The organism is Actibacterium naphthalenivorans (assembly GCF_014196965.1).
Taxonomy (GTDB): Bacteria; Pseudomonadota; Alphaproteobacteria; order Rhodobacterales; family Rhodobacteraceae; genus Actibacterium_A; species Actibacterium_A naphthalenivorans.
Genome location: NZ_JACIEQ010000001.1, coordinates 1,196,015 through 1,220,901, shown reverse-complemented (window position 1 = coordinate 1,220,901; position 24,887 = coordinate 1,196,015). Strand labels below are relative to the sequence as shown.

The window sequence follows — 24,887 nt, the reverse complement described above, 5'->3', positions numbered from 1 at the left end:
CTCTGCCCGGTCACGCTACACTCGATGCAAATAAAATCAGGCAAGCAGGGTCATCAATGAAACGCTGGGCAAGAACGGCCGGTCTGGTCGGGGCAACGCTTTTGGGGGGCGCCGCTCTCGCGGGGCCGCAGATGGAACAGGCGCCGCAACCGGTGCTGCGGCCGGGCGCGGCCGCATCCGCCATTCCGGCGGCGCGCCCGGCCCGGGCCGAGAAGCAGGATCTGGCACAGGTCTCGACATCCAACATCGGGTTCCGGCACTGGATCGACGGGTTCGCCGCGCGTGCGCGGGCCAAGGGCATCACGCCACAGGTCTTCGACGCGGCGCTGCGGGGGGTGAAATACAACACCGATGTGATCCAGAAAGACCGCAACCAGAGCGAATATACCAAGCAGATCTGGGATTACCTCGATAGCGCGGCCTCGCCCGTGCGGGTCGAGAACGGCAAGGCGGCGCTGCGCGATCATGGACGCGTGCTGCGGGCGATCGAAGCGAAATACGGGGTGGAGAAAGAGGTGGTCGCCGCCGTCTGGGGCTTGGAAAGCGCCTATGGCAGCCATCGCGGCACCATCCCGACGATCGAGGCGCTGGCCACGCTGGCCTATGACGGCCGGCGCGGTGCCTTCTTCGAGGCGCAATTGATCGACGCGCTGAAAATCCTTCAATCGGGCGACGTGCCGGCCAGCCGGATGACCGGCTCCTGGGCCGGCGCGATGGGGCATACGCAGTTCATCCCCTCCAGCTATCTGGCCTATGCGGTGGATTTCACCGGCGATGGCCGGCGCGATGTCTGGTCCGATGATCCGTCTGACGCGCTGGCCTCCACCGCGGCCTATCTGGCGCGCCATGGCTGGGTCACGGGGCAGCCCTGGGGGGTCGAGGTGGTGCTGCCGCGCGGCTTCAACTATGGCCTGGCCAGCCGCAAGATCCTGAAATCCCCCTCCGAATGGGCGGGGCTTGGCGTGCGCGGAATCGACGGCAGGCCAGTGCCCGACTACGGCGCGGCCTCGATCCTGCTGCCGGCCGGGTCGCAGGGCGCGGCCTTCATGATATTCAAGAACTTCAGCGTGATCGAACGCTACAATGTCGCCGACGCCTATGTCATCGGCGTGGGCCACCTGTCGGACCGGCTGAAGGGCGGCCCGCCGATCCAGGCAAGCTGGCCGCGGGGCTACAAGCCGCTGTCCTTTGCCGAAAAGCAGGAGATGCAGCGCCGCCTGACCCGCGCGGGATTTCTGGATGACAAGGTGGACGGCATCATCGGCCCCAACACGATCAACGCGATCCGCAGCTTCCAGAAATCGCGCGGCGTGACGCAGGATGGCTACCCGTCGCAAGAGCTGCTGAAACTGCTGAAAGGCGGCTGAGCGCACCCGAACCACGGCACCCGCCAGCCCTTGCTCTTCTTTTTCGCGAAAATATCCCCGCCGGAGGCAAGAAAGTGAACCGGCGCGGGCATCCCTTCCGTCCATTGGCGGAAGGGCGCGCGCCCGGTCAGCCCCGGCCCGCGATCTGCGGCCCCAGCTCCGCCACCACCTGCGCATAGACCTCGCGCTTGAAGGGCACGATATTGGCCACAAGCTGGTCGGCGGGCAGCCAGGCCCATTCGGAAAACTCCGGATGCTCGGTTTCGATGTCGATCTGGTCATCAGAGCCCAGAAAGCGCAGCAGGAACCAAAGCTGCTTCTGCCCGCGATACTTCCCCTTCCAGACCTTGCCGACCAGCTCATCCGGCAGGTCATAGGTCACCCAGTCGCCGGTCTGGCCGACGACCTCCACCAGATCGGCGGTCACGCCGGTCTCTTCCCACAGCTCGCGCAGGGCAGCGGCCTCGGGTGCTTCGCCCTTGTCGATGCCGCCCTGGGGCATCTGCCAGGCGGCAACCTCGGAATCCTTGCGCTGGCCGACGAAAATCCGGCCATCGGCATTCATCAGCATCACGCCCACGCAGGGGCGATAGGGCAAAGCGGCGATCTGTTCGGGCGTCATTCGTGCGAAAGGGCCGGCACCAGGCCGGCCCGCTCCCTTACTTGGAGGATTCGAGGGCCGACAGGCCCTTGAGGATATCGACCGCATAAGCCAGCTGATAATCCTCTTCGCGCAGCTTGGCGGCCTCGGCGGCCCTTGCCTGCTCTTCTTCGGCCTGCTTGCGCTCATCCTCGGTCATCGAGTCGTTGGTCAGGCTGCCGCGCAGATCGGCCTCTGACCGGGTGCGGGGGCCGGCCGCATCGGTTTCCTCGGTCTCGGCGGGCACGCGCGGCGGCTGCGGCACGACGATATCGGGCGATACGCCAAGCGCCTGGATCGACCGGCCGGAGGGTGTGTAATACCGCGCGGTGGTCAGGCGCATCGCGCCGCTTCCGCGCAGCGGCATCACCGTCTGAACCGAGCCTTTGCCGAAGCTCTTGGTGCCCACCACGATGGCGCGGCGGTGATCCTGCAGGGCGCCCGCCACGATCTCGGAGGCCGAGGCGGAGCCGCCGTTGATCAGCACCACCATCGGCGTGCCATCGGTCAGGTCGCCGTCGGTTGCGTTATAGCGGTCGCTGTCGGCCGGGTTGCGGCCGCGCGTCGATACGATCTCGCCCGCGTTCAGGAAGGCGTCCGACACCTTGATCGCCTGGGTCAGAAGCCCGCCGGGATTGTTGCGCAGATCAAGCACGACACCGTTGACATTGGCCAGCCCGCCCAGCTCCTCCACCGATTTCTCGAATTCGTCCTTCAGGTTGGGATAGGTCTGGTCGTTGAAAGTCGTGACCCGCAGAACGATCGTGCTGCCCACCAGGCGCGAGCGGACGGCCGTCAGCTTGATCGTATCGCGGGTGATGGTCACGTCGAACGGCTCGTCGATGCCTTCGCGGACAATGGTGATCACGATCTCCGACCCGACCGGCCCGCGCATCAGCTCCACCGCTTGGTCGAGGTTCAGGCCCAGCACGCTTTCGCCATCGACATGGGTGATGAAATCGCCGGCCTCGATGCCGGCCTCGTCGGCCGGGGTGCCGTCGATCGGGGAGACGACTTTGACAAAGCCCTCTTCCTGCGTCACCTCGATGCCCAGCCCGCCGAATTCCCCGCGGGTCTGAACCTGCATGTCGTCGAAATCCTTCGGCGGCAGATAGCTGGAATGCGGGTCGAGAGAGGTGAGCATGCCGTTGATGGCGGCCTCGATCAGGTCGGCGCTGTCCACCTCTTCGACATATTGCGCGCGAATGCGTTCGAAGATGTCGCCGAAAAGATCCAGCTGCTCATAGACCGATGTCTGCTGGTCGGCCTGCTGCGCGATCAGCGGACCGGCGATCTGTGTGGTCAGCACCGCGCCTGCCAGCGTACCGCCCAGTGCGGCCATCACGAATTTCTTCATCGGGTTCTATTCCTTTGTCAGTCTGAACCACTGTGCCGGGTCCACGGGCGCATTGCCCTGTCTTAGCTCAATATAAAGCGTTTCTGAACGGTCGCTACCACCACCTTCCGCGACATTTTCAAGAAAGGCGCTGACTTTGGGGTCGGCGCCGCCCATCAGCCCCACCGGCGCGCCCGCGGGCAGAACCTCGCCGACCTCACCATAAACCTGAGAAAGCCCCGCAAGCACCAGAAGAGTGTCGCCCGCAGGCTCAAGGATCATCACGTTTCCGTAGTCCAGCAACGGGCCGCGATAGCGGATGGTGGCCGGTGCCGGCGTTGTCACCAGCGCCAGCGGGCGGGTGGCGATCAACAGGCCGGGGCGGCGGATGCCGGCGGCGTCGGCTTCGTCATAGCGGCGCAGAAGGGTGCCCTGCACCGGCAGCGGCAGCGCCCCGCGCGCGGCGTCGAACCCGGCGGTGGCGGGGCGCGTGGCATCGCCTTGCAGGCTGGTCAGCCCGCTGGCGAAGCTTTCCAGCGTGTCGCTGCTTTCCAGAAGCTGGCGCAGCTTTTCCGGCTCGGCGGCGAAACGGCGGGGCAGGTCGGTGCGTTCGGAAATCGCCTGAGACAGCCGGGTGCGCGCGGCCTGGGCGCCGGAAAGACCGGCCGCCAGCGTGCCGGCCGCGCTTTCCTGAAGGGCGCGCAGCAGGGTCAGCTCCTCGAGCGTGGCGCGCAGTTCTTCGGCGCGGGCCTGGATGGCCGGGGTGACCTCGCTCAGCATCATGCCGGCGCGCGCGGTGCCGACCGGGCCGGAGGGGTGCAGCAACAGCAGCGTTTCAGGGTCGCGCTGCATCGTCTGCAGCACGCCGATCAGGCGCGAAACCTCTTCGCGGCGGGCATCGAATTCCAGCCGGATCGCCTGTTCGCGGATCGCCGCGCGGCGCAGCCCTTCGCGAATCGCGACCAGCCCTTCCTCATAGGCGCTGATCGTCCGGGTCAGCGCGGCGACCCTGTCATGCGCGCCATCGGCCTGTTGCAGCGCCAGCGCGGCCTGATCCAGCATCTGGGCCGCCCGCCGCGCGGTCAGCACCGGGTCGGTCGCGGCCGATGCGGCCGTGGCGCAAAGCCCCGACAAAAGACAAAGGATCAGGCCGGCCCGCCGGATCATTCCGTGATCAGGCTTTCGCCGGTCATCTCGGCCGGTTTCTCGAGGCCCATCAGTTGCAGCAGCGTTGGCGCAAGATCCGACAGCCGGCCCTGCCGCAGTTGCGCGCCCGCCGGCCCGCCGACGAGGATGACAGGCACCGGGTTGAGCGTGTGCGCGGTATGCGGCCCGCCGGTTTCAGGGTCCACCATCATCTCGCAATTGCCGTGGTCGGCGGTCACGATCATGGCGCCGCCCGCGGCCTCCAGCGCCTGCAATGCGCGGCCGAGGCCCTGATCCACTGCCGCGCAGGCGCGGATCGCGGCGCCCAGATCGCCGGTATGGCCGACCATATCGGGGTTGGCGTAGTTCACCACGATCAGGTCATAGCCCTTCTCGATCGCCTCGACGAACTTGTCGGTGACCTCCGCCGCCGACATCTCTGGCTGCAGGTCATAGGTGGCGACCTTGGGCGATTGCGGCATGAATCGGTCTTCGCCTTGTTCGGGCGTTTCCTTGCCGCCATTCAGAAAGAAGGTGACATGGGGGTATTTCTCGGTTTCGGCCAGGCGGAACTGGGTCCGCCCGTGCTGTGCCACCCAGGAGCCCAGCGTGTTCACGATCTCCCGCTTGGGATAGGCGGTGGTCATATAGGCGTTGTGGCCATCGGAATATTCGACCATGCCCAACAGCGCCGAAAGCCTGGGCCGGGTGCCTGTGTCGAACTCGGCGAAGCCCGGCTCGCCGATGGCGCGCATGATTTCGCGGGCGCGGTCCGCGCGGAAGTTCAGGCAGAAGAAACCGTCGCCGTCCTTCACACCTTCATAGCCTTCGATCACCGTGGCGGGGATGAACTCATCGAACTTGTCATCGGCATAGGCCTGGGCAACGGCGGATGCGGCATCAGGCGCGATATAGCCCTGACCGTGGATCATCGCCTCATAGGCGGCGCGCACCCGTTCCCAGCGGTTGTCGCGGTCCATGGCGTAATAGCGGCCGATCACCGTGGCGATTGATTCGCCGTAGTGCAGGCGCGAAACAAGCTGCGGGATGAAGCTGTCGGCCGATTTCGGTGCCACGTCGCGCCCGTCGGTGATGGCATGGATGGCCACCGGCACCCCGGCTTCGGTGATCGCCTCGGCCGCAGCCAGCATATGGGAGATATGGCCATGAACGCCGCCATCCGATACCACCCCCATCAGATGCGCGGTGCCGCCGGCGGCCTTGACCTTTTCGATGAACGCCAGCAGCGCCGGGTTTTCGAAGAACGAGCGATCCTCGATCGCAAGGTCGATCTGGCCCAGATCCATCGCCACCACCCGGCCCGCACCGATATTGGTATGCCCGACCTCCGAATTGCCCATCTGACCGGTGGGCAGGCCCACATCCGGCCCGTGGGTCACCAGCGAGGCATTGGGGCAGGTGGCCATGATGCGATCAAAGTTGGGGGTGTCGGCCAGGGCCGGGGCGTTGGCCGCCGTCTCTTCACGTTTGCCCCAGCCATCGAGGATGCACAGAACGACAGGTTTCGGAGTGGTCATGAAAGGCGCCCTCTGGAAATTTGCCACAGTTCTACGGCCCGGCACCGCGAAGGACAACCTGCGAGGGCCCCGGCAGGCGCGAATTTGCGGGTGGTTCAGGCCCGGTGATAGGGCGCCCCCGCCAGAATCGACGCCGCCCGGTAAAGCTGTTCGGTCAGCATCACGCGGGCCAGCATATGCGGCCAGACCATCTGTCCGAACGAAAGGCTGCTGTCGGCCCGCGCCCGCAGCGCCGGGTCGATGCCGTCGGCCCCGCCGATCACGAAGGCCAGATCGCCGCGCCCGTCATCGCGCCAGCGCGCCAGCATGTCGGCAAAATCGGGAGAGGACATCAGCTTGCCACGCTCATCCAGCGTGCAGAGCAGCGCGCCGGCGGGAATCGCGCGATCCAGCAGCGCCGCCTCGGCCGCCATGCCGCCGCCCTTGCGGTCTTCGACCTCATGAACGGTCAGCGGGCCAAGCCCCAGCGCGCGCCCGGTCCGGTCGAACCGGGTGGCATAGTCTTTGATCAGCGCAGCTTCAGGCCCCGCCCGAAGGCGGCCGACAGCGCAGATATGTACGCGCATTCAGACCTTGGAAGCAGCGGCCCCGGTGGGCATCCACATCTTTTCAAGCTGATAGAACTCGCGTACTTCCGGGCGGAACACATGGACGATCACATCGCCCGTGTCGATCAGAACCCAATCGCCCTGATCCTTGCCTTCCACCTTGGAAGAACGGCCAAGATCCTGTTTCAGCCGGTCGGTCAGCTTCTCTGCGATCGAGGCGACCTGGCGGGTCGAACGGCCCGAGCAGATGACCATGTAATCGGCCATCGCGGATTTGCCGCGCAGGTCGATCGTCACGATGTCTTCCGCTTTGTCGTCATCGAGAGAGGCAAGAATGCGTTCAAGCAGATCTTCGCTTGAAACATCAAAGGGGAGCTGCGTCATTGGCAGGTCCGTTGCGGTTGATACATGCACCGCGTCTGCATGATGGGACAGATCATTGTCCTCCTTCTCAGCACGCCGTCAAGGCCCCGGCGCCGGGCACCCTCCTAAGATAGCATCGCAAGGGGCCAATCTCAACTGACACGCGCCGAATGTAACACCTGGCCCGGCTCAGGCCGCCTCGGGCCGGACGAAATGGCCCGGCGCGGCCTCGTGCAGCGCGGCCGGTTCGGCCTCCGGCGCACGCGCCCCGGGCAGGGGGGCGCCCGGCGCAGCGCCCGCCCGGCGCCGGGCCGGATCGGGCGACAGAACCGCGGCAAGAAGACGGCGGGTATAGCTGTGGCGCGGGTTCCGCAGCACCTGCTGGCTTGGTCCCATCTCGACGATCTGGCCGCCATACATCACCGCGATGCGATGGCTGACCCGTTCCACCACCGCGATATCATGCGAGATGAACAGGAACGACATGTCATCGGCGCGCTGCAGATCCAGCATCAGGTCGGTCACCTGCCGGGCGATCGAGACGTCCAGCGCCGAGACAGGCTCGTCGGCGATGATCAGGCCGGGGCGCACCGAAAGGGCGCGGGCGATGCACAGCCGCTGACGTTGACCGCCGGAAAACTGATGCGGGAACCGATCCACCGCATCGGCCTCCAGCCCGACGCGCTCGACCAGCGACACGGCCAGATCGCGCCGGTCGGCGGCGCTGGCGAGGCCGTGCAGCCGGGCCGGTTCGGTCACCAGATCGCGCACCGCGTGGCGCGGGTTCAGGCTGGCATAGGGATCCTGAAAGATCATCTGCGCCGCCCGGCGCATCGGCCGCAGCGCCTCGCCCGTCAGGGCGGTGATGTCGGCGCCCATGATCCGCACCTCGCCGGCCGAAGGTTCGATCAGCCGCAGGATTGATCGTGCAAGCGTTGATTTGCCACAACCGGATTCGCCGACAAGACCCAGCGTTTCGCCGCGCCCGAGCGTCAGCGACACGTCGCGCACCGCCAGCACACCGGCGCCTTTACGGTTGAACAGACCCTGCCTGGACGCGAACCGGGTGCTGAGATTGCGCACCTCGAGCACCGGTTCGGGCCGGGGGATCGGGGCGGGCGATCCGGCGCCGAGCCTCGGCGTCGCGGCCATCAGCCGCCGGGAGTAGTCGGCGCATGGCCGGGCGAACAGCGTGGCGGCGGCGGCCTCTTCAACCACCTGCCCATGTTTCATCACCACCACATGATCGGCCATCTCCGCCACCACGCCCATGTCATGGGTGATGAACAGCACCGCCATGCCGATATCGGCCTGCAGCGCGCGGATCAGATGCAGGATTTCGGCCTGCGTCGTCACATCCAGCGCGGTCGAGGGTTCATCGGCGATCAGCAGTTCGGGCCGGCAGGCCAGTGCCATGGCGATCATCACCCGCTGCCGCAGCCCGCCCGAAAGCTCATGCGGATATTGCCCCAGCCGCCGGGCGGGGTCGGGGATGCGCACCTTTTCCAGACCCGCGCGCGCGGCCTCCAGTGCCTGCCGATGGGTCATCGCCTGATGGCGCACGAACACTTCGGCAAGCTGGCTGCCGACATTCATCACCGGATTGAGCGAGGTCATGGGCTCTTGAAAGATCATCGAGATGCGGTTGCCGCGCACCCGTTGCAACGCCGGTTCGGGCAGGGACGTCAGCTCCAGCGGCGGGGTACCGGACAGGGTGATGCTGCCGCCCGCGATCCGCCCGCCCTCGCGCTCGATCAGCCGCAGGATCGACAGCGCGGTGGCCGATTTTCCCGAGCCGGATTCACCGACCAGCGCAAGGGTCTCCCCCGCCGCGATGTCAAAGCTTATGCCCTTGACGGCCTCATGCGCGCCAAAGCGCACCTTCAGATCACGGATCGACAGAACGGGCAGGCTCATCTTTCACGTCTCCTTGCGGGGGCGCAGGCCCGCGTGTTCGCCAAAGGGCGGCAGCGGCGGGGTCCAGCGGCGGGCGGCGGGGGTCAGCACCGCCTGAAACGGGTCGCGCCCGAAGACCTGCCAGCGCAGGGTCTCGCCCAGCTCCATCAGGCCCCAGGCGGCGGCGGGCTCGCCTTGGGTGGTGAAGCTTTCGGTCAGCGATTGCTGCGTCAGATGCGGAATGCCATCGACCTGGGTAACCGTGTTCCAGTGTACATGGCCCGACAGGCAGGCGACCGGCTGGCGCGCCTGGGCGATTGCCGCGCGGGCGCGGTCGGCCATAGGATAGGTCGATGCGGCCGGGTTGCGCTCGAAGTAATAGTTGCCGGTCTGGGCGTGGCCTGAAACCGGTACGTGGCTGACCACCAGCATCGGCCGGTCCGCCGCCTGCGCGGTGCGCGCGAGCCACAACAGATCGGCCTCGCGCAGGATGAACCCGTGGTGATCGGGCCCGCGCGCGATCTTGCTGTCGGCGCGCCACAGCGCCAGCCGCCAGCCGTTCAGGTCCAGCGTCTGATGATCCAGCACCTGGCCCAGAATCTCGGCGTTCTCGGCCACGCTCAGGTGATCGCGGTCATGGTTGCCGTTGAGGTGTAAGACCGGCGCGGTGATGGCGCGGAAGGCATCGGCGACCTCGCGTTCCAGCCGCAGGTCGGTATCACGGTCGATATCGGAAATCCGGTCGCCCAGATCGAGTACCAGATCGGGCTTGGCATCGGCCGTGAAAAGGGCGAATTCGGCCATCAGGCCCAGGGCGGCATCGCCGCGTTTGGTGGCAGAGGGGGCGCCGTGGTGAATATCGGCGACAATGGCGATGCGAAGGGTCATGCAGGCACTCTTTCGGCGTAAAAGAGGCGGCGCGCCGATCGGCGCGCCGCCGTTTTCATGGGGTCAGCTGTCCGAGAAAGAGATCGAGCCGGCGCGGAAATCGAGCACATAGGGAATGTGCCCGGGCTTCGGCGCCCAGTTGACGTTCTTCTTCATCGCCCAGCTTTCATAGGGGCGATAAAGCGGCAGCACGGGCGGGTCCTGCCGGATACGCTCCATCAGTTCGGCATAGGCGGCCTTGCGCGCGGCCACATCCTTGGAAAAGCGGAACCGTTCCCAGATCTCGGCATATTCGGCATCGGTGTTGAACCGGCCCTCGGATTGCGACGGGCCGCCCGGCGCCCACATCACGCCGAACGATCCGAACGGGTCGGCGAAATACATCGGGTTCGACCAGTTGCGCGCCATCATCTCGGGGTCGTTACCTGACCACATTTCGGCGACGTCGACACGGCCTTTCAGGCCGACTTCGGCCCACATTTCGGTGATCGCCTGGGCGGCAAGCAGGCCGTTGGTGTAGTAAACCGGGTGCGTGTCGAAGGTGATCTCGAACCCGTCATAGCCGGCCTCCTGCAAAAGCTGGCGGGCCTTTTCGGGATTGTATTCGAAGGTTTTCAGCTCGGGCATGTAGAGATCGCCATATTCGGCCAGCGTGTGGCTCGACGGAACCACGGCCTTGCCCAGCCACAGCGCCTCGTTCAGCGTGTCGCGGTCGATCGCGAGGCTCATCGCCTGACGGATGCGCGGATCGCGCAGCTTGGGATGGTTCATGTTCATGATCATCACATGAAACAGCGGCGTGGCGCTGCCGACGGCGCGCAGGCTGTCATCGCTTTCGATCAGGGCAAGCTGATCGGGGGCGATGTTGGTAACGATATCGGCCTCGCCGGTCTTCAGCGCGGTCAGGCGCGACGCGGTTTCCGGGATGTGCCGCACGGTGGCCCTGGCCAGCGGCGCGGGTTCGCCCCAGAAGCCGTCGAAGCGCTCATAAACCACCCGCTCGCCCGGCACGAATTCGGACACGCGATAGGGGCCGGTGCCCACCGGCGCCAGCGAGAAGGCTTCGAAATCGCTGTCTTCGGCGACCGTCGGATCACCGGCCAGCGCCTTGGTGTATTCTTCGGGGATGATCATGACCTGCTGCAGGTTCAGCAGGGTTTCCCACAGCGGCTCTTCCTTTTCGACCGTGATGCGGACGGTATAGTCATCCACCTTTTCGGCGCCGGTGAAATTGCCCAGCCGGTCGCGCGAGCGTACCAGATAGGGCGCAAACGTGGCCTGATACATGCGGTTCAGCGAAAACACGACATCATCCGCCGTCATCTCTTCGCCGTTGTGGAACGTCACGCCCTGACGCAGCTTCAGCTCCATCACTTTCGGTTCGACGAGCTGCCACTCGGTGGCCAGGGCCGGGCGCCATTCGGCGCCGATCACGTCATGATTCTTGCCGATCAGCGTGTCGAACGCGTTGTAGTAGAATTGCGAGCCGACGTTGGAATGGTCGCGGCCAGGGTCGAGGTAGGACGACACGTTGGCGGCGCCCACGGTGATTTCCTGGGCCTGCGCGGTAACGGCAAGGCCGGTGGCAAGGGCGGTGGATAGAAGCAGTCTCAGCATGTGATATCTCCATCTGTCTGAGGGGGGCGGGCGGGCGTTGACGCCTCTTGTTGATGTTTCATCTCTCGCGCAGTCGGACATCGGCGCGGTCGCGCATCCAGTCGCCCAGGATCTGCACGGCGAAGGTGACAAGCAGAATCATCGCTGCGGGCGCGATCACGATCCATGGCGCGGTCGGCATATAGTCGCGCCCGACGCCCACCATTGACCCCAGCGTGGCGGTGGGCGGCTGTACCCCGAGGCCAAGGAACGACAGGGTCGATTCCAGGATCACGATGTTCGACACGGACAGTGTGAACTGCACCACCAGCGGCGACACGATATTGGGCAGGATATGGTTGCGCGCGATATGCCCGCGCGACGCGCCGGCGGCGCGGGCGGCCTCGATAAACGGCATCTCGGCGATCTTGCGCACCTCGGCGCGGACGATGCGGGCATATTGTTCCCATCCATAGACGCCAAGAACCAGAACCATGACCTGAAGGCTGGAGCCGAAGATCGCCAGAATCAGCAGCGCGATCAGGGTGAAGGGCACCGCGATCTGGATATCGACCGCCGCCATCACCAGATTCTCGACCCAGCCGCGCCGTATCCCCGCCGTCAGCCCCAGGCTGGCGCCGGTGAGCAGGCCGATACAGGCCCCGGCCAGCGCGAGCGACAGTGTCAGGCGCAGCCCGTAAAGGCAGCGCGACAGCACATCGCGGCCCAGCTCGTCGGTGCCCAGATAGAACCCGCTTTTGTAGCGTGCGAACCCGATCGGCGGGCGCAGGCGCGAGATCAGGCTTTGATCGACAGGATCGAAGGGCGCGATGAGAGGCGCCAGCGCGGCCAGTGCGATCAGGCTCAATCCCAGCACAATAGCAACGCGTTGAATGCCGTTGGCGGCGGCCCAATGGCCACGCAGCGCCTGCAGCAGCGGCGAGGTTCGTGGGGTGGGGGTGATGGAAACCATGTCTCAGCCCCCCGCCAGCCGGATACGCGGATCGGCCCAGGCATAGGCGATATCGACCACCGCGTTGATCACCACCACCGCCAGCGCGACGGAAATCACCCCGAACTGAAGCACCGGATAGTCCCGCATGATCGCCGAACGGACCAGCAGGTCGCCAATCCCCGGCCATGAAAAGATCGCTTCGATCACCACGTTTCCCGACGCGGCCATCCCGGCGATCTGCAGCCCGAGCACCGACAGGATGGTGACCCCGGCGTTCTTGAGCCCGTGCTTGAAGATGACGACATGTTCGGGCAGGCCCTTGGCCCGCGCCGTGCGCATATAATCCTGCCCCAGCACATCCAGCATCGCGTTGCGGGTGAACCGGGTCAGCGCCGCGATCAGGACGCCGGACATGGCGATGGTCGGCATCACGAAATGCCATGGCGAGCCGTTGCCCACCACCGGCAGCCAGTTCAGCGTGAAGGCGAAGATCAGGATCATGAAGATCGCCAGCACGAAATTCGGCACTGCATAACCCAGAAACGCCACGATCATCACCGCGCTGCCGATCCAGGATTTACGGTAGAGCGCGGCGGCAATGCCAAGCGGCACCGCGACCGCCAGCGTCAGCGCCAGCGAACTGGCCAAAAGCTGAAGCGACGGGCCGATGCGCTCGGCTACGATCTGCGACACCGGGCGGCGTTCCAGAAAGGAAATGCCGAACTCGCCGGCCAGGATCGAGCGCAGATAGCGCAGGTACTGCTCCCACACCGGGGCATCGAGCCCGAAATAGGCGGTCAGCACCGCGCGGTCTTCCTGGGTCAGCCCCTCGCCGACCACGATGTCGATCGGATTGCCCGACAGCCGCGTGGCGAAAAAGACAAGCGTGATGATCACGAACAGGGTGATCGCCATTTTCAGAACCGTGCGCAGCGCAAACATGATCATGCCGGGGCACCGCCGCACATGTTCCGGGTAGTTCGCAGGTTTTTGGCGGAAATAGTCTCTGTTCTGACGGGCATGAGATCTCCGGCGCCTCGCGGCGGGGCCGGAGGTATGTGCTGATGATTGCGGATCGCGTTGTTTGCGTCACAGCCTTCATCGGGCCGTTTGCATGCTCAGGGTGTGGCGGTGCTGTGACATTGCTGTAACAGGGCAAGGGTAGGCTTTGAGTCGAACAAGGGTTTGCCTTGAGGCGCCGCATGTCACTGACCCTTTCCCGCCTGCGAACGGTCAAAACCGTGGCAGAGGCCGGATCCTACGCCGCCGCGGCGCGGCAACTGGGGGTGTCGCAGCCCACCGTGTCACAGCAGATTCGCGAACTGGAGGCGGGTTATGGCGTGCGCCTGTTCACGCGCGAACGTGGCGCGCTGGTGCCGACGCCGTTGTGCCATGAACTCTCCGAAGTGGCCGAGCGCATTTCGATCGAGGGGGACGAGGCAGAACGGCTGCTGACCCGCCATTCCTCGCTGGAGCATGGGCGGCTGTCGGTCGGGCTGGGCAACACGATGCCGGGCATGGCGGTTGTCGCCGCCTTTCACAAGCGTCATCCGCGGGTGACGCTGAAAATCGAAAGCGGGTCGCATGATCAGATCGTGCGCGCGGTTCTGACCCGATCTGTCGATGTCGGCATTCTGCCCGACGTGGCCGAGGACGGCCGCTTTGCCCAAGCGGTTCTGGTGGAGAACGAGGTGGTGGCGATCGCCCCTCTCGCGCCGGCCTTTCCGAGTGCGGGCACGATGCGCAGCGCCGATCTGATCGGCTATCCGCTGATCTTCCGTTCGCGCGGATCATCAACCCAGCGCGTGGTGGACCGCAGCTTTCACCGGGCCGGGCTGAAGCCGCAGCCGTTCCTGACGCTCGACACCCGCGACGGCGTGTATGAGGCAGTGGTCAACGGCCTTGGCATCGGTTTCATGTGGCGCTACTGCACCGGCCGCCAGGACGGGGTGGCGCGCATCCGGCTGAGCGACTGCCCGGCCACGCATAGGGAAGTCGTGTTTTCGCTTGCCGCGGAACGCAGCCATCTGGTGGCCGAATTCATGACAATCGCAGAGGCCGAATGCGAAAGGTTTCGGGCCGCGGATTGGCAGATGGCGTAGCGGTCTGCGCTGACCCCCGGTGCGGGAAAATGGCTGGTTCGGCCTGAACAGGCTCGCATTTCTCGCGGATCAGCACAAATCGGCGCCTGTTACAGTTAACGCTCAAAGCCTTTTCAAAGACGTCACGCGGGTTTTGCTCAACCATTACCTTGGCGGGCGATTGTGTGCCGATGGGGATTTTCAACTTCGAGGGTTTCAAAGATGTCCGTACCTACCATCGGCGCCGCATTGGGTGTTGCCGATCTTGCGCAGTATCGCGACTGGCTGCTGGAGGCGCAGCGCGATCTGGAACTTCAGAGCTTTTTCGACGCCGCCGTTCTGAACAGCGACTGGCAGCCGCTGGTCGACGAGGCCCTGCGGCAGCTTGACGGCCATACCGGGCGGCTGGGCATTCACGGGCCGTTCTGGGGCTTCACCATCCACAGCAAAGATCCGGAGGTGCGCGCCGTCGTGGCCAAGCGCATGGATCAGGCGCTGGACGTCTGTGATGCCGTCGGCGCGACGCAGATGGTGATCCATTCACCCTATACGACCTGGGACCACAATAATTTCGACAATAACGAAGATGCCCGCGCGACGCTGATCGAAAACACCCACGCGACCATCGGCGGCGTGGTGAAACGGGCGGAGGATCAGGGCGTGGTTCTGGTGATCGAGAATATCGAGGACGTGGACCCGATCGACCGCCGGCATCTGGCCAACAGTTTCGATTCCGACGCGATCCGCCTGTCGATCGACACGGGCCACGCCTTTTATGCGCATACCTGCAACGGCGCGCCGCCGGTGGATTACTATGTGAAATCGGCCGGCGAGATGCTGAACCACGTGCATCTGCAGGATGCTGATGGCTATGCGGACCGTCACTGGGCCATCGGCGAGGGCAAGATCCGCTGGCATTCGATCTTCAGGGCGCTGGAAAAGCTGGAGGTCAGGCCACGGTTACTGCTGGAGTTGCGCGACAAGGCCGGCATTCCCGCGTCGATGGAATTCATTCAGCGCGAGGGGCTGGGCCAGTAACGCAGCCGAGCGGCGCGAAAGCGGGCTTTGCGGCCGGGTTTTCCCCCGCGGCGCCCGAACGCGGCGCGGCGCTGCGCCGGCGGAGAAAACACCTTTCGGGGCGCGCTGGATTTCAACCCTCTGTTTTCAATCGGTTTTCTTATCCACAGTCATGAAAGCCCCACAAATGCGATTCAAAAAAATCACCTTTTGTTAACGGCTGTGTCGTGGGTGGCGGTCACCTGTCTTGACGTGCTGCGCCGCCACTCCGGCGCTGTCATCCAGACAAAGGGATCCGACGAATGCTGAAACAACTGCTCAAGGGCGTTGCAGCCGCTGCGCTGTCGCTGGCCGTGTCGGCCGGCGCCCACGCCCAGGAAGACACGAGGCCCGATCTGACCGTGGCCGTGAACAACCTGCCCGACAGCCTCGAAGGGATCGAGGAGATGGGCAATGTGGCCGTGCGCATCACCTATTCGATGTTCGACAGCCTGATCCGCCGGGATTTCCTGGCCGACGGCTCCGGCACGGCCTCCAAGCTGGTGCCGGGCTTGGCCGAAAGCTGGACGCGCATCGACGACCGCACGCTGGAACTCAAACTGCGCGAAGGCGTGACCTTTCACGATGGCTCCGAGCTGACATCGGACGACATCGTGTTTTCGTTCAACCCGGGCCGCGGCCACGGCTATGCCCCGCTGATCGGCGCGGCGCGCCGCTTCATGCTGACCATCAGCCATGTAGAGCCGGTAGACAAATACACCGTGCGCATCGTGTCGAAAGAGCCCGACGTGCTGCTGGAACAGCGGCTGGCCGGCTACGCGTTCTGGGTGGTAAACGCCAAGAACTACCTGACCGTCGGCAAGGATGCCTTCGCGCGCAAGCCGATCGGCACGGGCCCGTATAAAATGGACGAATGGGTTGACGGAGAATACATCCGCCTCGTCTCGCATGACGATTACTTCGGCGGCAAGCCGACCGCCAAATCGGTGACATTCGTCGAGGTGCCGGAAACCTCTGCCCGGATCGCGGGGCTGGTGTCGGGCGAATATGACATTTCGGTCAACATCCCGCCGGATCAGATCGCGACGATTGAAAGCTATGACGATCTGAAGGTCGAGCAGATCGTGCTGGACAACACCCATATGCTGGTCTTCTTCACCAAGGGCCCGCTGGAAGACAAGCGCGTGCGCCAGGCGCTTTCGCTGGCCATCAACCGCCCGCTGCTGCGCGAGGCGCTGTGGGACAACAAGAACTACACGCCCAACGGCCATCAGCTTCCGGCCTATACGATGTGGATCAAGGATTATCCCGAATTCGCCTATGATCCGGAAAAGGCCAAGGCCCTGCTGAAGGAAGCCGGGTATGACGGCGAAGAGATCATCTACAAGCTGCCGATGAACTATTACCTGCTGTCGATGGAAGCGGCGCAGGCGATGCAGCAGATGTGGAAAGAGGTCGGCCTGAACGTGACCCTGCAGCCGGTGGAAAACTGGAGCCAGGTGACCGATGCCGATCAGCCGGTGCATATCCGCCCCTGGTCCAACACCCACCGCATGCCCGACCCGCTGGGTTCTTTCGTGCCGCAATGGGGCAAGGACAGCGGTATCCAGAAGAACAAGCAGGATGCCGACCGCGCCTGGGACGCGCCGGCCCGGTTCAACGAGCTGCAGGACGTGATGGTATCCTCGACCGACTGGGACGTGCGCAAGCAGGCCTATCGCGACGCGCTGGACATCTGGATGGATGAGGCGCCGGGCACCATGCTTTACAACCCGCTGGAGACCTATGCGATGCGCAAGGACATCGGGTGGAAGCCTTACGGCCTCTACTACATGGATCTGCGCCCGTACAACCTTCAGTTCGGCGCAGGGAACTGAGGCGGGCAGAGGCTGGCGCACATTGCGCCGGCCTCTGCCTCCACATCAAAAAAACCATGCTGCTTTCCGTTGAAAATATCGAAGTGACGATCGCGCGCCCCAAGGGGGGCGCGGTTCGGCCCGTGCTCGATGTCTCGCTGTGTGTCGAGGCGGGAGAGACCGTTGCGCTGGTGGGCGAATCCGGCTGCGGCAAGTCGATGACCTGCCTTGCCATCGGCGGGCTGCTGCCCCGGCGCGGATATGTCAGCGCCGGGCAGGTCCGGTTTCAGGGGCAGGATCTTGTGCCGCTGCCGGCAGACCAGGCCCGCGCGTTGCGGCGCAGCGGCATGGCCAGCGTGTTTCAGGATGCCACCGGCGGGCTGAACCCGGTGCGCACCATCGGCTGGCAGATCGCAGAGGCGGTACGCCTGCGCAAGGGCGGTACCCGCGCCGAGTGCCGGGCCGAGGCGGTGCGCCTGCTGGGCCGTGTCGGGCTGCCCGCGCCCGAACGGCGCGCCCGCGAATATCCGCATCAGTTTTCCGGCGGCATGAACCAGCGCGCGATGATCGCGCTGGCCATCGCCGGCGACCCCAAGCTGCTGATCGCCGACGAGGCGACAACCGCGCTGGACGTGACGCTTCAGGCGCAGATCCTCGATCTGATCGGCGATCTGCGCGATACGCTGGGGATGGGGGTGCTGTTCGTCACCCATGATCTTGGCCTCGTGGCGCAATCGGCCGATCGGGTGGTGGTGATGTATGCCGGCCGTGCGGTGGAAAGCCGGGCGGTGGGGCCGATCTTTGCCGCGCCGCGCCATCCCTATACCTCGGGCCTGCTGAACGCGCTGCCGCGCCCCGATGCCGACCGCGCCCGGCTGGCCAGCATCGACGGCGTGGTCCCGCCGATCGACGCGCTGCCGCCCGGCTGTGCCTTCGCGCCGCGCTGCCCGCACCGCAGCGGGCTTTGCGAACAGGCCGATCCGGCCCTGACCGGCAGTGTCGCCTGCCACCACCCGGTGCGGGAGGCGGCGGCATGAGCGTGATCCTTCAGGCGCGGGGGCTTACGAAATCCTATCAGTCGCGGCGCGGCGGGCTGTTGCGCCGCCCCCGCCGCTTCTTTGCCGTGGAGGGGGTGGACCTGACGCTGGCGCAGGGCGAGACGCTGGGCATCGTCGGGGAATCGGGCTGCGGGAAATCGACGCTGGCCAAGCTGTTGCTGGGCCTGATCGAGGCCGATGGCGGCAGCGTTCGGATCGGCGGCGAAGACAGCCTGAACGTATCGGATGCCCAATGGCGCGGGCTGCGCCGGCGGATGCAGATGGTCTATCAGGATGCGGCCGGCGCGCTGGACCCGCGCCTGCGGGTGCGCGCGCAGGTCGAAGAGCCGCTGCGCATCCATGGCCTGCCGCCCGAGGCCGCCGCCGATGCGCTGCGCGCCGTGGGCCTGTCGGGTGCGCTGGCCGGGCGCTATCCGCATGAGATGTCGGGCGGGCAGTTGCAGCGCGTGGTGATCGCCCGCGCGCTGGCGCTCGGGCCCGAACTGCTGGTGCTGGACGAGCCTGTGTCGGCGCTGGACGTGTCTATTCAGGCGCAGATCGTCAACCTGCTGGAGGATCTGCAGCGCGACCGGGGGCTTTCCTATGTCTTCGTCAGCCACGATCTTGGCGTGGTGCGCCATATCTCTGACCGGATCGCGGTGATGTATCTGGGGCGGATTGTCGAAGAAGCGCCGCGCGGCACGTTTTATGCCGGCCCGCTACACCCCTATTCCCGCGCACTGCTGGATGCGGTGCCACGCCCCGACCCGGCCCGCCGGCGCGAGACGGCGGCGCGGATCGGCGACCCGCCGAACCCGGCCAGCCCGCCGACCGGGTGCCGGTTCCATCCGCGCTGCCCCTTCGCCGCCGACATATGCAAGACAGAGCCGCCGGCGCTGCGCGATTTCGGCGGCCGCCGCGCCGCCTGCCACCGGGCAGAGGAGATCGGCTGATGCGCTGGGTGACAATCAAGAGCCTGCGCGCGGTGCTGACCATGTGGCTGGTCGTGACGTTCGTGTTCTTCGTGCTGCGACTTTCGGGCGACCCCACCGACGTGCTGCTGCCCGATGACATTGATCAGGCGACCCGTGATTTCTATCGCACGCTCTGGGGGCTGGATGCGCCGCTGTGGGATCAGTATGTCAGCTATCTGCGGGGCCTTGCGCATGGCGACTTCGGCATTTCCTTCCGCAACAATCAGGATGCGTTTCAGCTTGTCCGCGACAGGGTGCCGAAAACGGCGCTGCTGGGCGGCACGGCCATCGCGATCGCGCTGTTGCTGGGCGTGCCGCTGGGCGTGCTGGCGGCCCTCTACCGCGACAGCTGGCTTGACCGCACGGTCATGGGGCTGGCGGTGTTCGGTTTTTCCATGCCCAATTTTTTCCTCGGTATCCTGTTGATCCTGATCTTTTCGCTGCAACTGCGCTGGCTGCCCTCTTCCGGCTCGGGCACATGGTGGCATCTGATCATGCCGGCGCTGACGCTGGGCACCGGTTTCGCCGCCCAGATCGCGCGCTACACACGATCTTCGATGATCGACGTGCTGTCGAAGCCCTATATGCGCACGGCCCGCTCCAAGGGTGCCGGGCCGGCGCGCCGGGTGGGTCTGCACGCGCTGCCCAATGCCTCTGTGCCCGTGGTCACGATCCTGGGGCTGAAGGTGGGCGAGATGCTGGGCTGGGCGGTGGTCACCGAAACCGTATTTGCCTGGCCCGGTATCGGGCGGCTGCTGACCAACGCGGTGGCGACGCGCGATCTGGCGGTGGTGCAATGCATCATGATCGTGCTGGCCTTCACCATGGTCAGCGCCAACGTGATCGTCGATCTGGTGTATGGCTGGCTGGATCCTCGGGTCCGGGTCGGAGCGGGGGCAAGACAGCGATGAGTGTGATTGACAGGCCCCTTGCCGCCCGGCGGCGCTGGCGGATCCCGGGCGGGGTGCCCTTGGTGGTGGCGCTGGCCATGGGTTTCATGGCGCTGATGTTTGTGGTGATGATCTTCGCGCAGCTGATCCAGCCCTATGCGTTCGAGCATATCGACCTGATGAACCGCATGACGCCGCCGCTGCCGCTGGAAGGGGCCGACTGGCGCCACCCGCTGGGCACCGACAAGCTGGGCCGCGATCTCTTTTCACGGCTGCTGATCGGCGCGCAGACCTCGATGCTGCTGGCGCTGCTGGGCACCTGCATCGGGGCGGTTCTGGGCATCGCCCTGGGGTTTTTCGCCGCGCACCGTGGCGGCTTGCTGGACGAGGCGATCATGACGCTGGTCGATTTTCAGGCCGCGATGCCCTGGTTCATCATCGCGCTGGCGATCCTGGCGTTCATGGGCAATTCGATGCTCATCTTCATTCTGATCATGGGGCTTTACGGGTGGGAGGCCTATGCCCGCGTCACCCGTGGCCTCGTGCTTGGCGCGCGCGAACAGGGCTATGCGCTGGCGGTGCGCGGGCTGGGGGCGAAGCCGCGCTGGATCTATCTGCGCCATGTGCTGCCCAATATCTCGGGGCCGCTTCTGGTGCAGCTCACCATCAACTTTCCCAACACCATCCTGTTCGAGACCTCGCTCAGCTTTCTGGGCCTTGGCATCCGCCCGCCGATGACCTCGCTGGGGCAGATGCTGGGCGAGGGGCGGGATTACCTGATCAACGCCTGGTGGCTGGCCGTCATTCCCGGCGCGGTGATCTTTTTCACCACGCTGTCGATGTCGGTGCTGGGCGACTGGCTGCGCGCGCGGCTGGACCCGTCGCTGGAAAACTGACCCTGGAGAACAGAGCATGACAGACCGTATCATCGCAACAGGCTTCAACACCGGCGGGGCCGAGGGCGATCTGACGCGCCTCCCCGCGCGCCTGGCGCATATGGAGGAGATCGGCTGTACCGGGGCCGAAATCACCGCTGTCGGGCTTGACGCCGTCATCGCCTGCCGTCTGATCCCCGACCGGGTGGCGGCGCTGCGGCAGATCATGGCGGCGCATGATCTGGCCTATTCCATGCACGCGCCCATCGCCATCAACCTGATGGACGAGGATCACGCGGGGCTGATGCAGCGCGCCGCGATCGTATCGCTGGAACTCGCGGCGGAGGTCGGCGCGAAAGCCGTCGTCATCCATCCCGGCCGGGTGCATCCGAAGGATTGGGTGGATTGCCAGGCGCAGCTTTACCAGTTCGAGCTGGAACAGCTTGGCCCCGTGGCCGACCGCGCCGCCGCACTGGGCGTGCAGATCGCGTATGAGAATATCTCTCCCAACCGGCGGGTGATCGCGGGCGAGGAGACCTCCTATTCGCTGGACCCGAGATTGCTTGCGCAACAGCTTGACCGGCTGAACCATGATGCGGTGATGGCCTGTCTCGACATCAGCCATGCGCAGCAGGGCGCGGTGCTCTGGGGGTTCGATATGATCGGCGCCTGCGCCGCGCTGGCCCCGTGGATCGGGCATATCCATTTTTCCGACAGCACCGGCCTGCCGTCCACCTTTCCCTGGACTCATGAGGGCGAGCGGCATTTCTTCGGCGTGGGCGACATGCACGCGCCGGCTGGTTTTGGCGCGGTCGATTTCGAGGCGCTGGCGGCGCGGCTTCCGGTGCGGCAGGGCACCCGCGTGGTGATCGAGATCAAGCGCAATTTCCTGGCCCATGCCGAGGCGCAGACGCTGCGCGCCGCGCAGGGTTTCAGCCAGATCGTGAACGAGGTTCAGGCATGAGCGCCGCCGACAAGATCGTCATCATCGTCTTCGATGGCCTGCGCCCCGACATGATCGCCGGAAGGATGCCGCGGCTGGAGGCGTTCGCGGCGGAAAACCTGTGGTTCCGCGAGGCGCGTTCGGTCTTTCCGTCGGTCACGCGGGTGGCGACGACCAGCACCGCCACCGGGGCATGGCCGGGCCGGCACGGCATCATCAACAATGCCTTTCACATGCCCGGCCTGTTGCCCGGCGCGCCGATCGACACGTCGGATTTCGCGCATCTGGCGCTGATGCGCGAACGGCTGGACGCGATCGTCACAACGCAGAGCCTGGGCCAGGCGCTGGCCGCGCAGGGCAAGCGGATGGGGGCGGTGCATTGCGGTTCGGCCGGGGCGGCGTTTCTGATCAACCACGATGTGGCGCGCAATGGCCACTGGACCTTTTCGGTGCATGGCGAGGCCGCGACCCAGACACCCGAAGCCGTGGCGCGCGGCATTGCGCTGTGTGGCGGTCTGCCGGCGATGGATGTGCCGAAATTCGACGTGGTTGATTACGCCGGGCGTGTGCTCCGAGGCTTGGCGCTGGGAGAGGATCAACCGGATGTGTCGCTGGTCTGGCTGCCCGAGCCCGATACCTCGTTCCACTATTGCCAGATCGGTTCCGAGCAGTCGCGCGCGGTGATGGCGGCAGCCGATGCGGTGTTCGGCATGCTGGTGGATCACATCCGCTCCGGCCCGGGCGGCGCGCGCACGGCGATCATCGCCATGTCGGATCACGGCCAGATCAGCACCACCAAAGAGGTCGATCTGGGCGCGCAGATGAACGCGGCGGGCCTGCCCGCCCATCACCGGCCTGACAAGGACACCCGCATCGCGATCACCCGTGGCAACATGGGCGAGCTGCGGATGCTGAGCGATGATCCGGCCCTGCCCGGCGCGGCGGCGCAATGGCTGATGGGATCGGATGATATCGGCATGGTGTTCGCCCGCGACGATCTTGCCAGTGCCATCCCGGGCGCGCTGCCGATGTCTTTGGTGCATCACACCCATGAACGCTGTCCCGAGCTTTACTACGTCATGCGCTCGGACGAGGGCGCGGACGCCCACGGCTTGCCCGGCAGGGGCGCCTATACCGCCGGCGTGCCGCTGGGCGGCGGGATGCATGGCGGTTTGAACCGGCATGAGATGAACACGGTTCTGATCTGCGACGTGCCCGACGGGCGCCGCGGCGCTGTTGACATGACGCCGGCCGGGCTGATCGACATCGCGCCGACGGTCCTGTCGCTGCTGGGCGTGGGGTATCAGGCCGATGGCCGCGTGCTGCCGCTGTTTACGCCCGAGGCCGAAGCCGCCACCGACGATGTGGCGGATGCGGCCAGCGGGGCGTTCGCGCAGCGGCTGCACCGCAGGGCGATCGGCGGGCGGGTGTATCTGGATCGGGGCGGCCGGGTCTAATCGGGCGCGGCGGTGGTGTGCAGGCGGCTGCCCTCCAGCACCTTCACCTCGCGCTGCGGGAAGGGGATGGAGATGCCGTGCTCCTTGAACGCGTCCCAAAGCGCCAGATAGACGGCGCCGCGCACATTGGTCAGGCCGCCGGTGGGGTCGGTGATCCAGAACCGCAGGATGTAATCGACCGAGCTGTCGCCGAAGCCCACGATATGGCACACCGGCGGGCGGGAGTTCAGAACCCGGCCCACGCTTTGCGCGGCCTCGATCGCGATCGCGCGCACCTTGTGGGGGTCGTCGGAATAGGCGGTGCCGAAATAGATATCCAGCCGCACGAAATCATTGGTGTGCGACCAGTTGACCACCTGGCTGGTGATCAGATCCTCGTTCGGGATCAGGTATTCCTTGCCGTCCCGCGTCACCACCGACACGTAGCGCGCACCCAGAGAGTTGATCCAGCCGAACGTGTCGCCAAGGCTGATGACGTCACCGGGCTTGATTGACTTGTCGAGGAGGATGATCACCCCCGACACGAGGTTCGACACGACTTTCTGCAGGCCGAAGCCAAGCCCGACGCCGATCGCGCCCGACAGTACCGCCAGCCCCGTCAGGTCGAACCCGACCGCCTTGAGCCCGATGAAGAAGGCCGCGCCGTAGAGCGTGACCTGAAGCAGCTTCACCGCCAGCACCCGCATCGAGGGCGAGATATCCTCGTTGGTCTGGATCCGCGCCGAGGTGGTCTGCGAGATCAGCCGCGCGAGGGTGAAGAGGATTCCGGTGACGACCAGCGCCTTCAGCACCGCCAGTGCCGACAGGCGGAAATCGCCAAAGGCGATGGCGAACCCGTCAAGGAAGCTGCCGACCTCTTCGGTCAGGCCGAGGAAATAGAGGGTGACATAGATCCACAGGCCCCACGTCACCATCCGGCGCAAAAAGCGGTTTCGCACCAGCCGCGCGGCAAGGCCGACGAACAGCCAGGCGGTGGCAAGCGTTGCCGCGAGCCCGATCAGATAGCTGCGCGAGGGCCAGGTGACCTCGCGCATGAACCACACGGTGCACCAGGCCAGCGCGACGAAGAGGATCAGCCGCAGCCGTTTGTGCAGCACCAGCAGCGTGCGCAGGCGCCATTTCGGCCAGCCCTCGAGCGTGCGCATCCTGTCGCGCAGGCGGGGGCCGAGAACCCAGGTGGCAATCTGGGCCACAAGGAACAGGCCAAGGATGATGCCGATCTGATAGAGCCGCCAGCCGGGCGTTGTCAGGCTTAGCCCGAAATTCCGGGCCTGAGAGAAGAGGGACTCCAACTGATCCATCTGTGATACCGTATACGTCCCCAAATCCATCGGCCCGGAAACGTAACATGCACCGGCGCAAACAGCGCGGCAAGTGTGCGCCCTTGATAGACTCGGGCCGAAGGAGTATCTGAGCGCTCATGAAACGGATTTTCGATATGGACGATCGCGCGCGGCTGCCCTGGCGGTTCTTCGGTGCGACGC

Annotated in this window: 22 protein-coding genes; 10 read left to right on the top strand and 12 right to left on the bottom strand. The window is 65.5% G+C overall.

The genetic code is table 11. The features are described from left to right. Positions 1 to 56: 56 nt before the first annotated feature. Positions 57 to 1,367: a lytic murein transglycosylase gene (locus GGR17_RS06075; RefSeq protein WP_054537699.1), complete on the top strand. Its 1,311-nt coding sequence runs from the start codon at positions 57 to 59 to the stop codon at positions 1,365 to 1,367. A gap of 127 nt (positions 1,368 to 1,494) precedes the next feature. Here GGR17_RS06075 and GGR17_RS06070 read toward each other — a convergent pair whose 3' ends face one another. The 11 genes from GGR17_RS06070 to GGR17_RS06020 all read right to left on the bottom strand — a co-directional run bounded on the left by GGR17_RS06070 (position 1,495) and on the right by GGR17_RS06020 (position 13,221). Beyond that, on the bottom strand, positions 1,495 to 1,989 hold the full coding sequence (locus tag GGR17_RS06070; RefSeq protein ID WP_054537700.1) for an RNA pyrophosphohydrolase: 495 nt from the start codon (positions 1,987 to 1,989) through the stop codon (positions 1,495 to 1,497). Positions 1,990 to 2,026: 37 nt separating this feature from the next. After that, positions 2,027 to 3,364, bottom strand: a complete 1,338-nt coding sequence (locus GGR17_RS06065) for a S41 family peptidase (RefSeq protein ID WP_054537701.1) — start codon at positions 3,362 to 3,364, stop codon at positions 2,027 to 2,029. Positions 3,365 to 3,370: 6 nt separating this feature from the next. Beyond that, the gene (locus GGR17_RS06060) at positions 3,371 to 4,510 is read right to left on the bottom strand and encodes a murein hydrolase activator EnvC family protein (protein ID WP_054537702.1); all 1,140 of its coding nucleotides are present in this window, start codon (positions 4,508 to 4,510) and stop codon (positions 3,371 to 3,373) included. Further along, positions 4,507 to 6,027, bottom strand: coding sequence for a 2,3-bisphosphoglycerate-independent phosphoglycerate mutase (gene gpmI / locus GGR17_RS06055; protein ID WP_054537703.1), 1,521 nt, complete (start codon positions 6,025 to 6,027; stop codon positions 4,507 to 4,509). The genes GGR17_RS06060 and gpmI overlap by 4 nt, the downstream gene beginning before the upstream one ends. Positions 6,028 to 6,122: 95 nt before the next feature. Next, a complete protein-coding gene (gene rlmH, locus GGR17_RS06050) occupies positions 6,123 to 6,593 on the bottom strand; it encodes a 23S rRNA (pseudouridine(1915)-N(3))-methyltransferase RlmH (protein ID WP_037203517.1) in 471 nt (156 codons plus the stop codon). After that, entirely contained in the window at positions 6,594 to 6,959 is a 366-nt protein-coding gene (gene rsfS / locus GGR17_RS06045) for a ribosome silencing factor (protein ID WP_037203516.1), read from the bottom strand. Between the two features lie 168 nt (positions 6,960 to 7,127). Then, positions 7,128 to 8,855: an ABC transporter ATP-binding protein gene (locus GGR17_RS06040; RefSeq protein WP_054537704.1), complete on the bottom strand. Its 1,728-nt coding sequence runs from the start codon at positions 8,853 to 8,855 to the stop codon at positions 7,128 to 7,130. A 3-nt stretch (positions 8,856 to 8,858) separates the two neighbouring features. Next, positions 8,859 to 9,722, bottom strand: coding sequence for a metallophosphoesterase family protein (locus tag GGR17_RS06035; protein WP_054537705.1), 864 nt, complete (start codon positions 9,720 to 9,722; stop codon positions 8,859 to 8,861). Positions 9,723 to 9,785: 63 nt separating this feature from the next. Beyond that, entirely contained in the window at positions 9,786 to 11,339 is a 1,554-nt protein-coding gene (locus GGR17_RS06030; RefSeq protein WP_054537706.1) for an ABC transporter substrate-binding protein, read from the bottom strand. Positions 11,340 to 11,397: 58 nt separating this feature from the next. Then, positions 11,398 to 12,291, bottom strand: coding sequence for an ABC transporter permease (locus tag GGR17_RS06025; RefSeq protein WP_054537707.1), 894 nt, complete (start codon positions 12,289 to 12,291; stop codon positions 11,398 to 11,400). 3 nt (positions 12,292 to 12,294) lie between these two features. Beyond that, positions 12,295 to 13,221: an ABC transporter permease gene (locus tag GGR17_RS06020; RefSeq protein WP_054537708.1), complete on the bottom strand. Its 927-nt coding sequence runs from the start codon at positions 13,219 to 13,221 to the stop codon at positions 12,295 to 12,297. Positions 13,222 to 13,475: 254 nt separating this feature from the next. Between GGR17_RS06020 and GGR17_RS06015 the strand changes: the two genes are divergently transcribed. From GGR17_RS06015 to GGR17_RS05975, 9 genes are all read left to right on the top strand, one after another. After that, entirely contained in the window at positions 13,476 to 14,375 is a 900-nt protein-coding gene (locus GGR17_RS06015) for a LysR substrate-binding domain-containing protein (protein ID WP_054537709.1), read from the top strand. Between the two features lie 201 nt (positions 14,376 to 14,576). Continuing rightward, positions 14,577 to 15,392: a sugar phosphate isomerase/epimerase family protein gene (locus tag GGR17_RS06010; RefSeq protein ID WP_054537710.1), complete on the top strand. Its 816-nt coding sequence runs from the start codon at positions 14,577 to 14,579 to the stop codon at positions 15,390 to 15,392. A gap of 281 nt (positions 15,393 to 15,673) precedes the next feature. Beyond that, the gene (locus GGR17_RS06005; RefSeq protein ID WP_054537711.1) at positions 15,674 to 17,248 is read left to right on the top strand and encodes an ABC transporter substrate-binding protein; all 1,575 of its coding nucleotides are present in this window, start codon (positions 15,674 to 15,676) and stop codon (positions 17,246 to 17,248) included. Positions 17,249 to 17,304: 56 nt separating this feature from the next. Beyond that, positions 17,305 to 18,264 (top strand): ABC transporter ATP-binding protein, encoded by a 960-nt coding sequence (locus GGR17_RS06000; protein WP_054537712.1) that lies wholly within the window; start codon positions 17,305 to 17,307, stop codon positions 18,262 to 18,264. Beyond that, complete coding sequence (locus GGR17_RS05995; RefSeq protein WP_054537713.1) at positions 18,261 to 19,217, top strand: ABC transporter ATP-binding protein; 957 nt, start codon at positions 18,261 to 18,263, stop codon at positions 19,215 to 19,217. The genes GGR17_RS06000 and GGR17_RS05995 overlap by 4 nt, the downstream gene beginning before the upstream one ends. Then, positions 19,217 to 20,149, top strand: coding sequence for an ABC transporter permease (locus GGR17_RS05990; RefSeq protein WP_037211492.1), 933 nt, complete (start codon positions 19,217 to 19,219; stop codon positions 20,147 to 20,149). Before GGR17_RS05995 ends, GGR17_RS05990 begins: the two co-directional genes overlap by 1 nt. Continuing rightward, positions 20,146 to 21,024 (top strand): ABC transporter permease, encoded by an 879-nt coding sequence (locus GGR17_RS05985; protein ID WP_054537714.1) that lies wholly within the window; start codon positions 20,146 to 20,148, stop codon positions 21,022 to 21,024. Before GGR17_RS05990 ends, GGR17_RS05985 begins: the two co-directional genes overlap by 4 nt. 16 nt (positions 21,025 to 21,040) lie before the next feature. Then, positions 21,041 to 21,967: a sugar phosphate isomerase/epimerase family protein gene (locus tag GGR17_RS05980; protein ID WP_054537715.1), complete on the top strand. Its 927-nt coding sequence runs from the start codon at positions 21,041 to 21,043 to the stop codon at positions 21,965 to 21,967. Beyond that, positions 21,964 to 23,403 carry an alkaline phosphatase family protein gene (locus GGR17_RS05975; RefSeq protein ID WP_054537716.1) on the top strand — a complete coding sequence of 480 codons (1,440 nt, stop codon included), beginning with the start codon at positions 21,964 to 21,966 and terminating at the stop codon, positions 23,401 to 23,403. Before GGR17_RS05980 ends, GGR17_RS05975 begins: the two co-directional genes overlap by 4 nt. Here the strand turns inward: GGR17_RS05975 and GGR17_RS05970 are convergent. Continuing rightward, positions 23,400 to 24,704 carry a mechanosensitive ion channel family protein gene (locus GGR17_RS05970; RefSeq protein WP_235974405.1) on the bottom strand — a complete coding sequence of 435 codons (1,305 nt, stop codon included), beginning with the start codon at positions 24,702 to 24,704 and terminating at the stop codon, positions 23,400 to 23,402. The genes GGR17_RS05975 and GGR17_RS05970 overlap by 4 nt on opposite strands. Between the last annotated feature and the right edge of the window lie 183 nt (positions 24,705 to 24,887).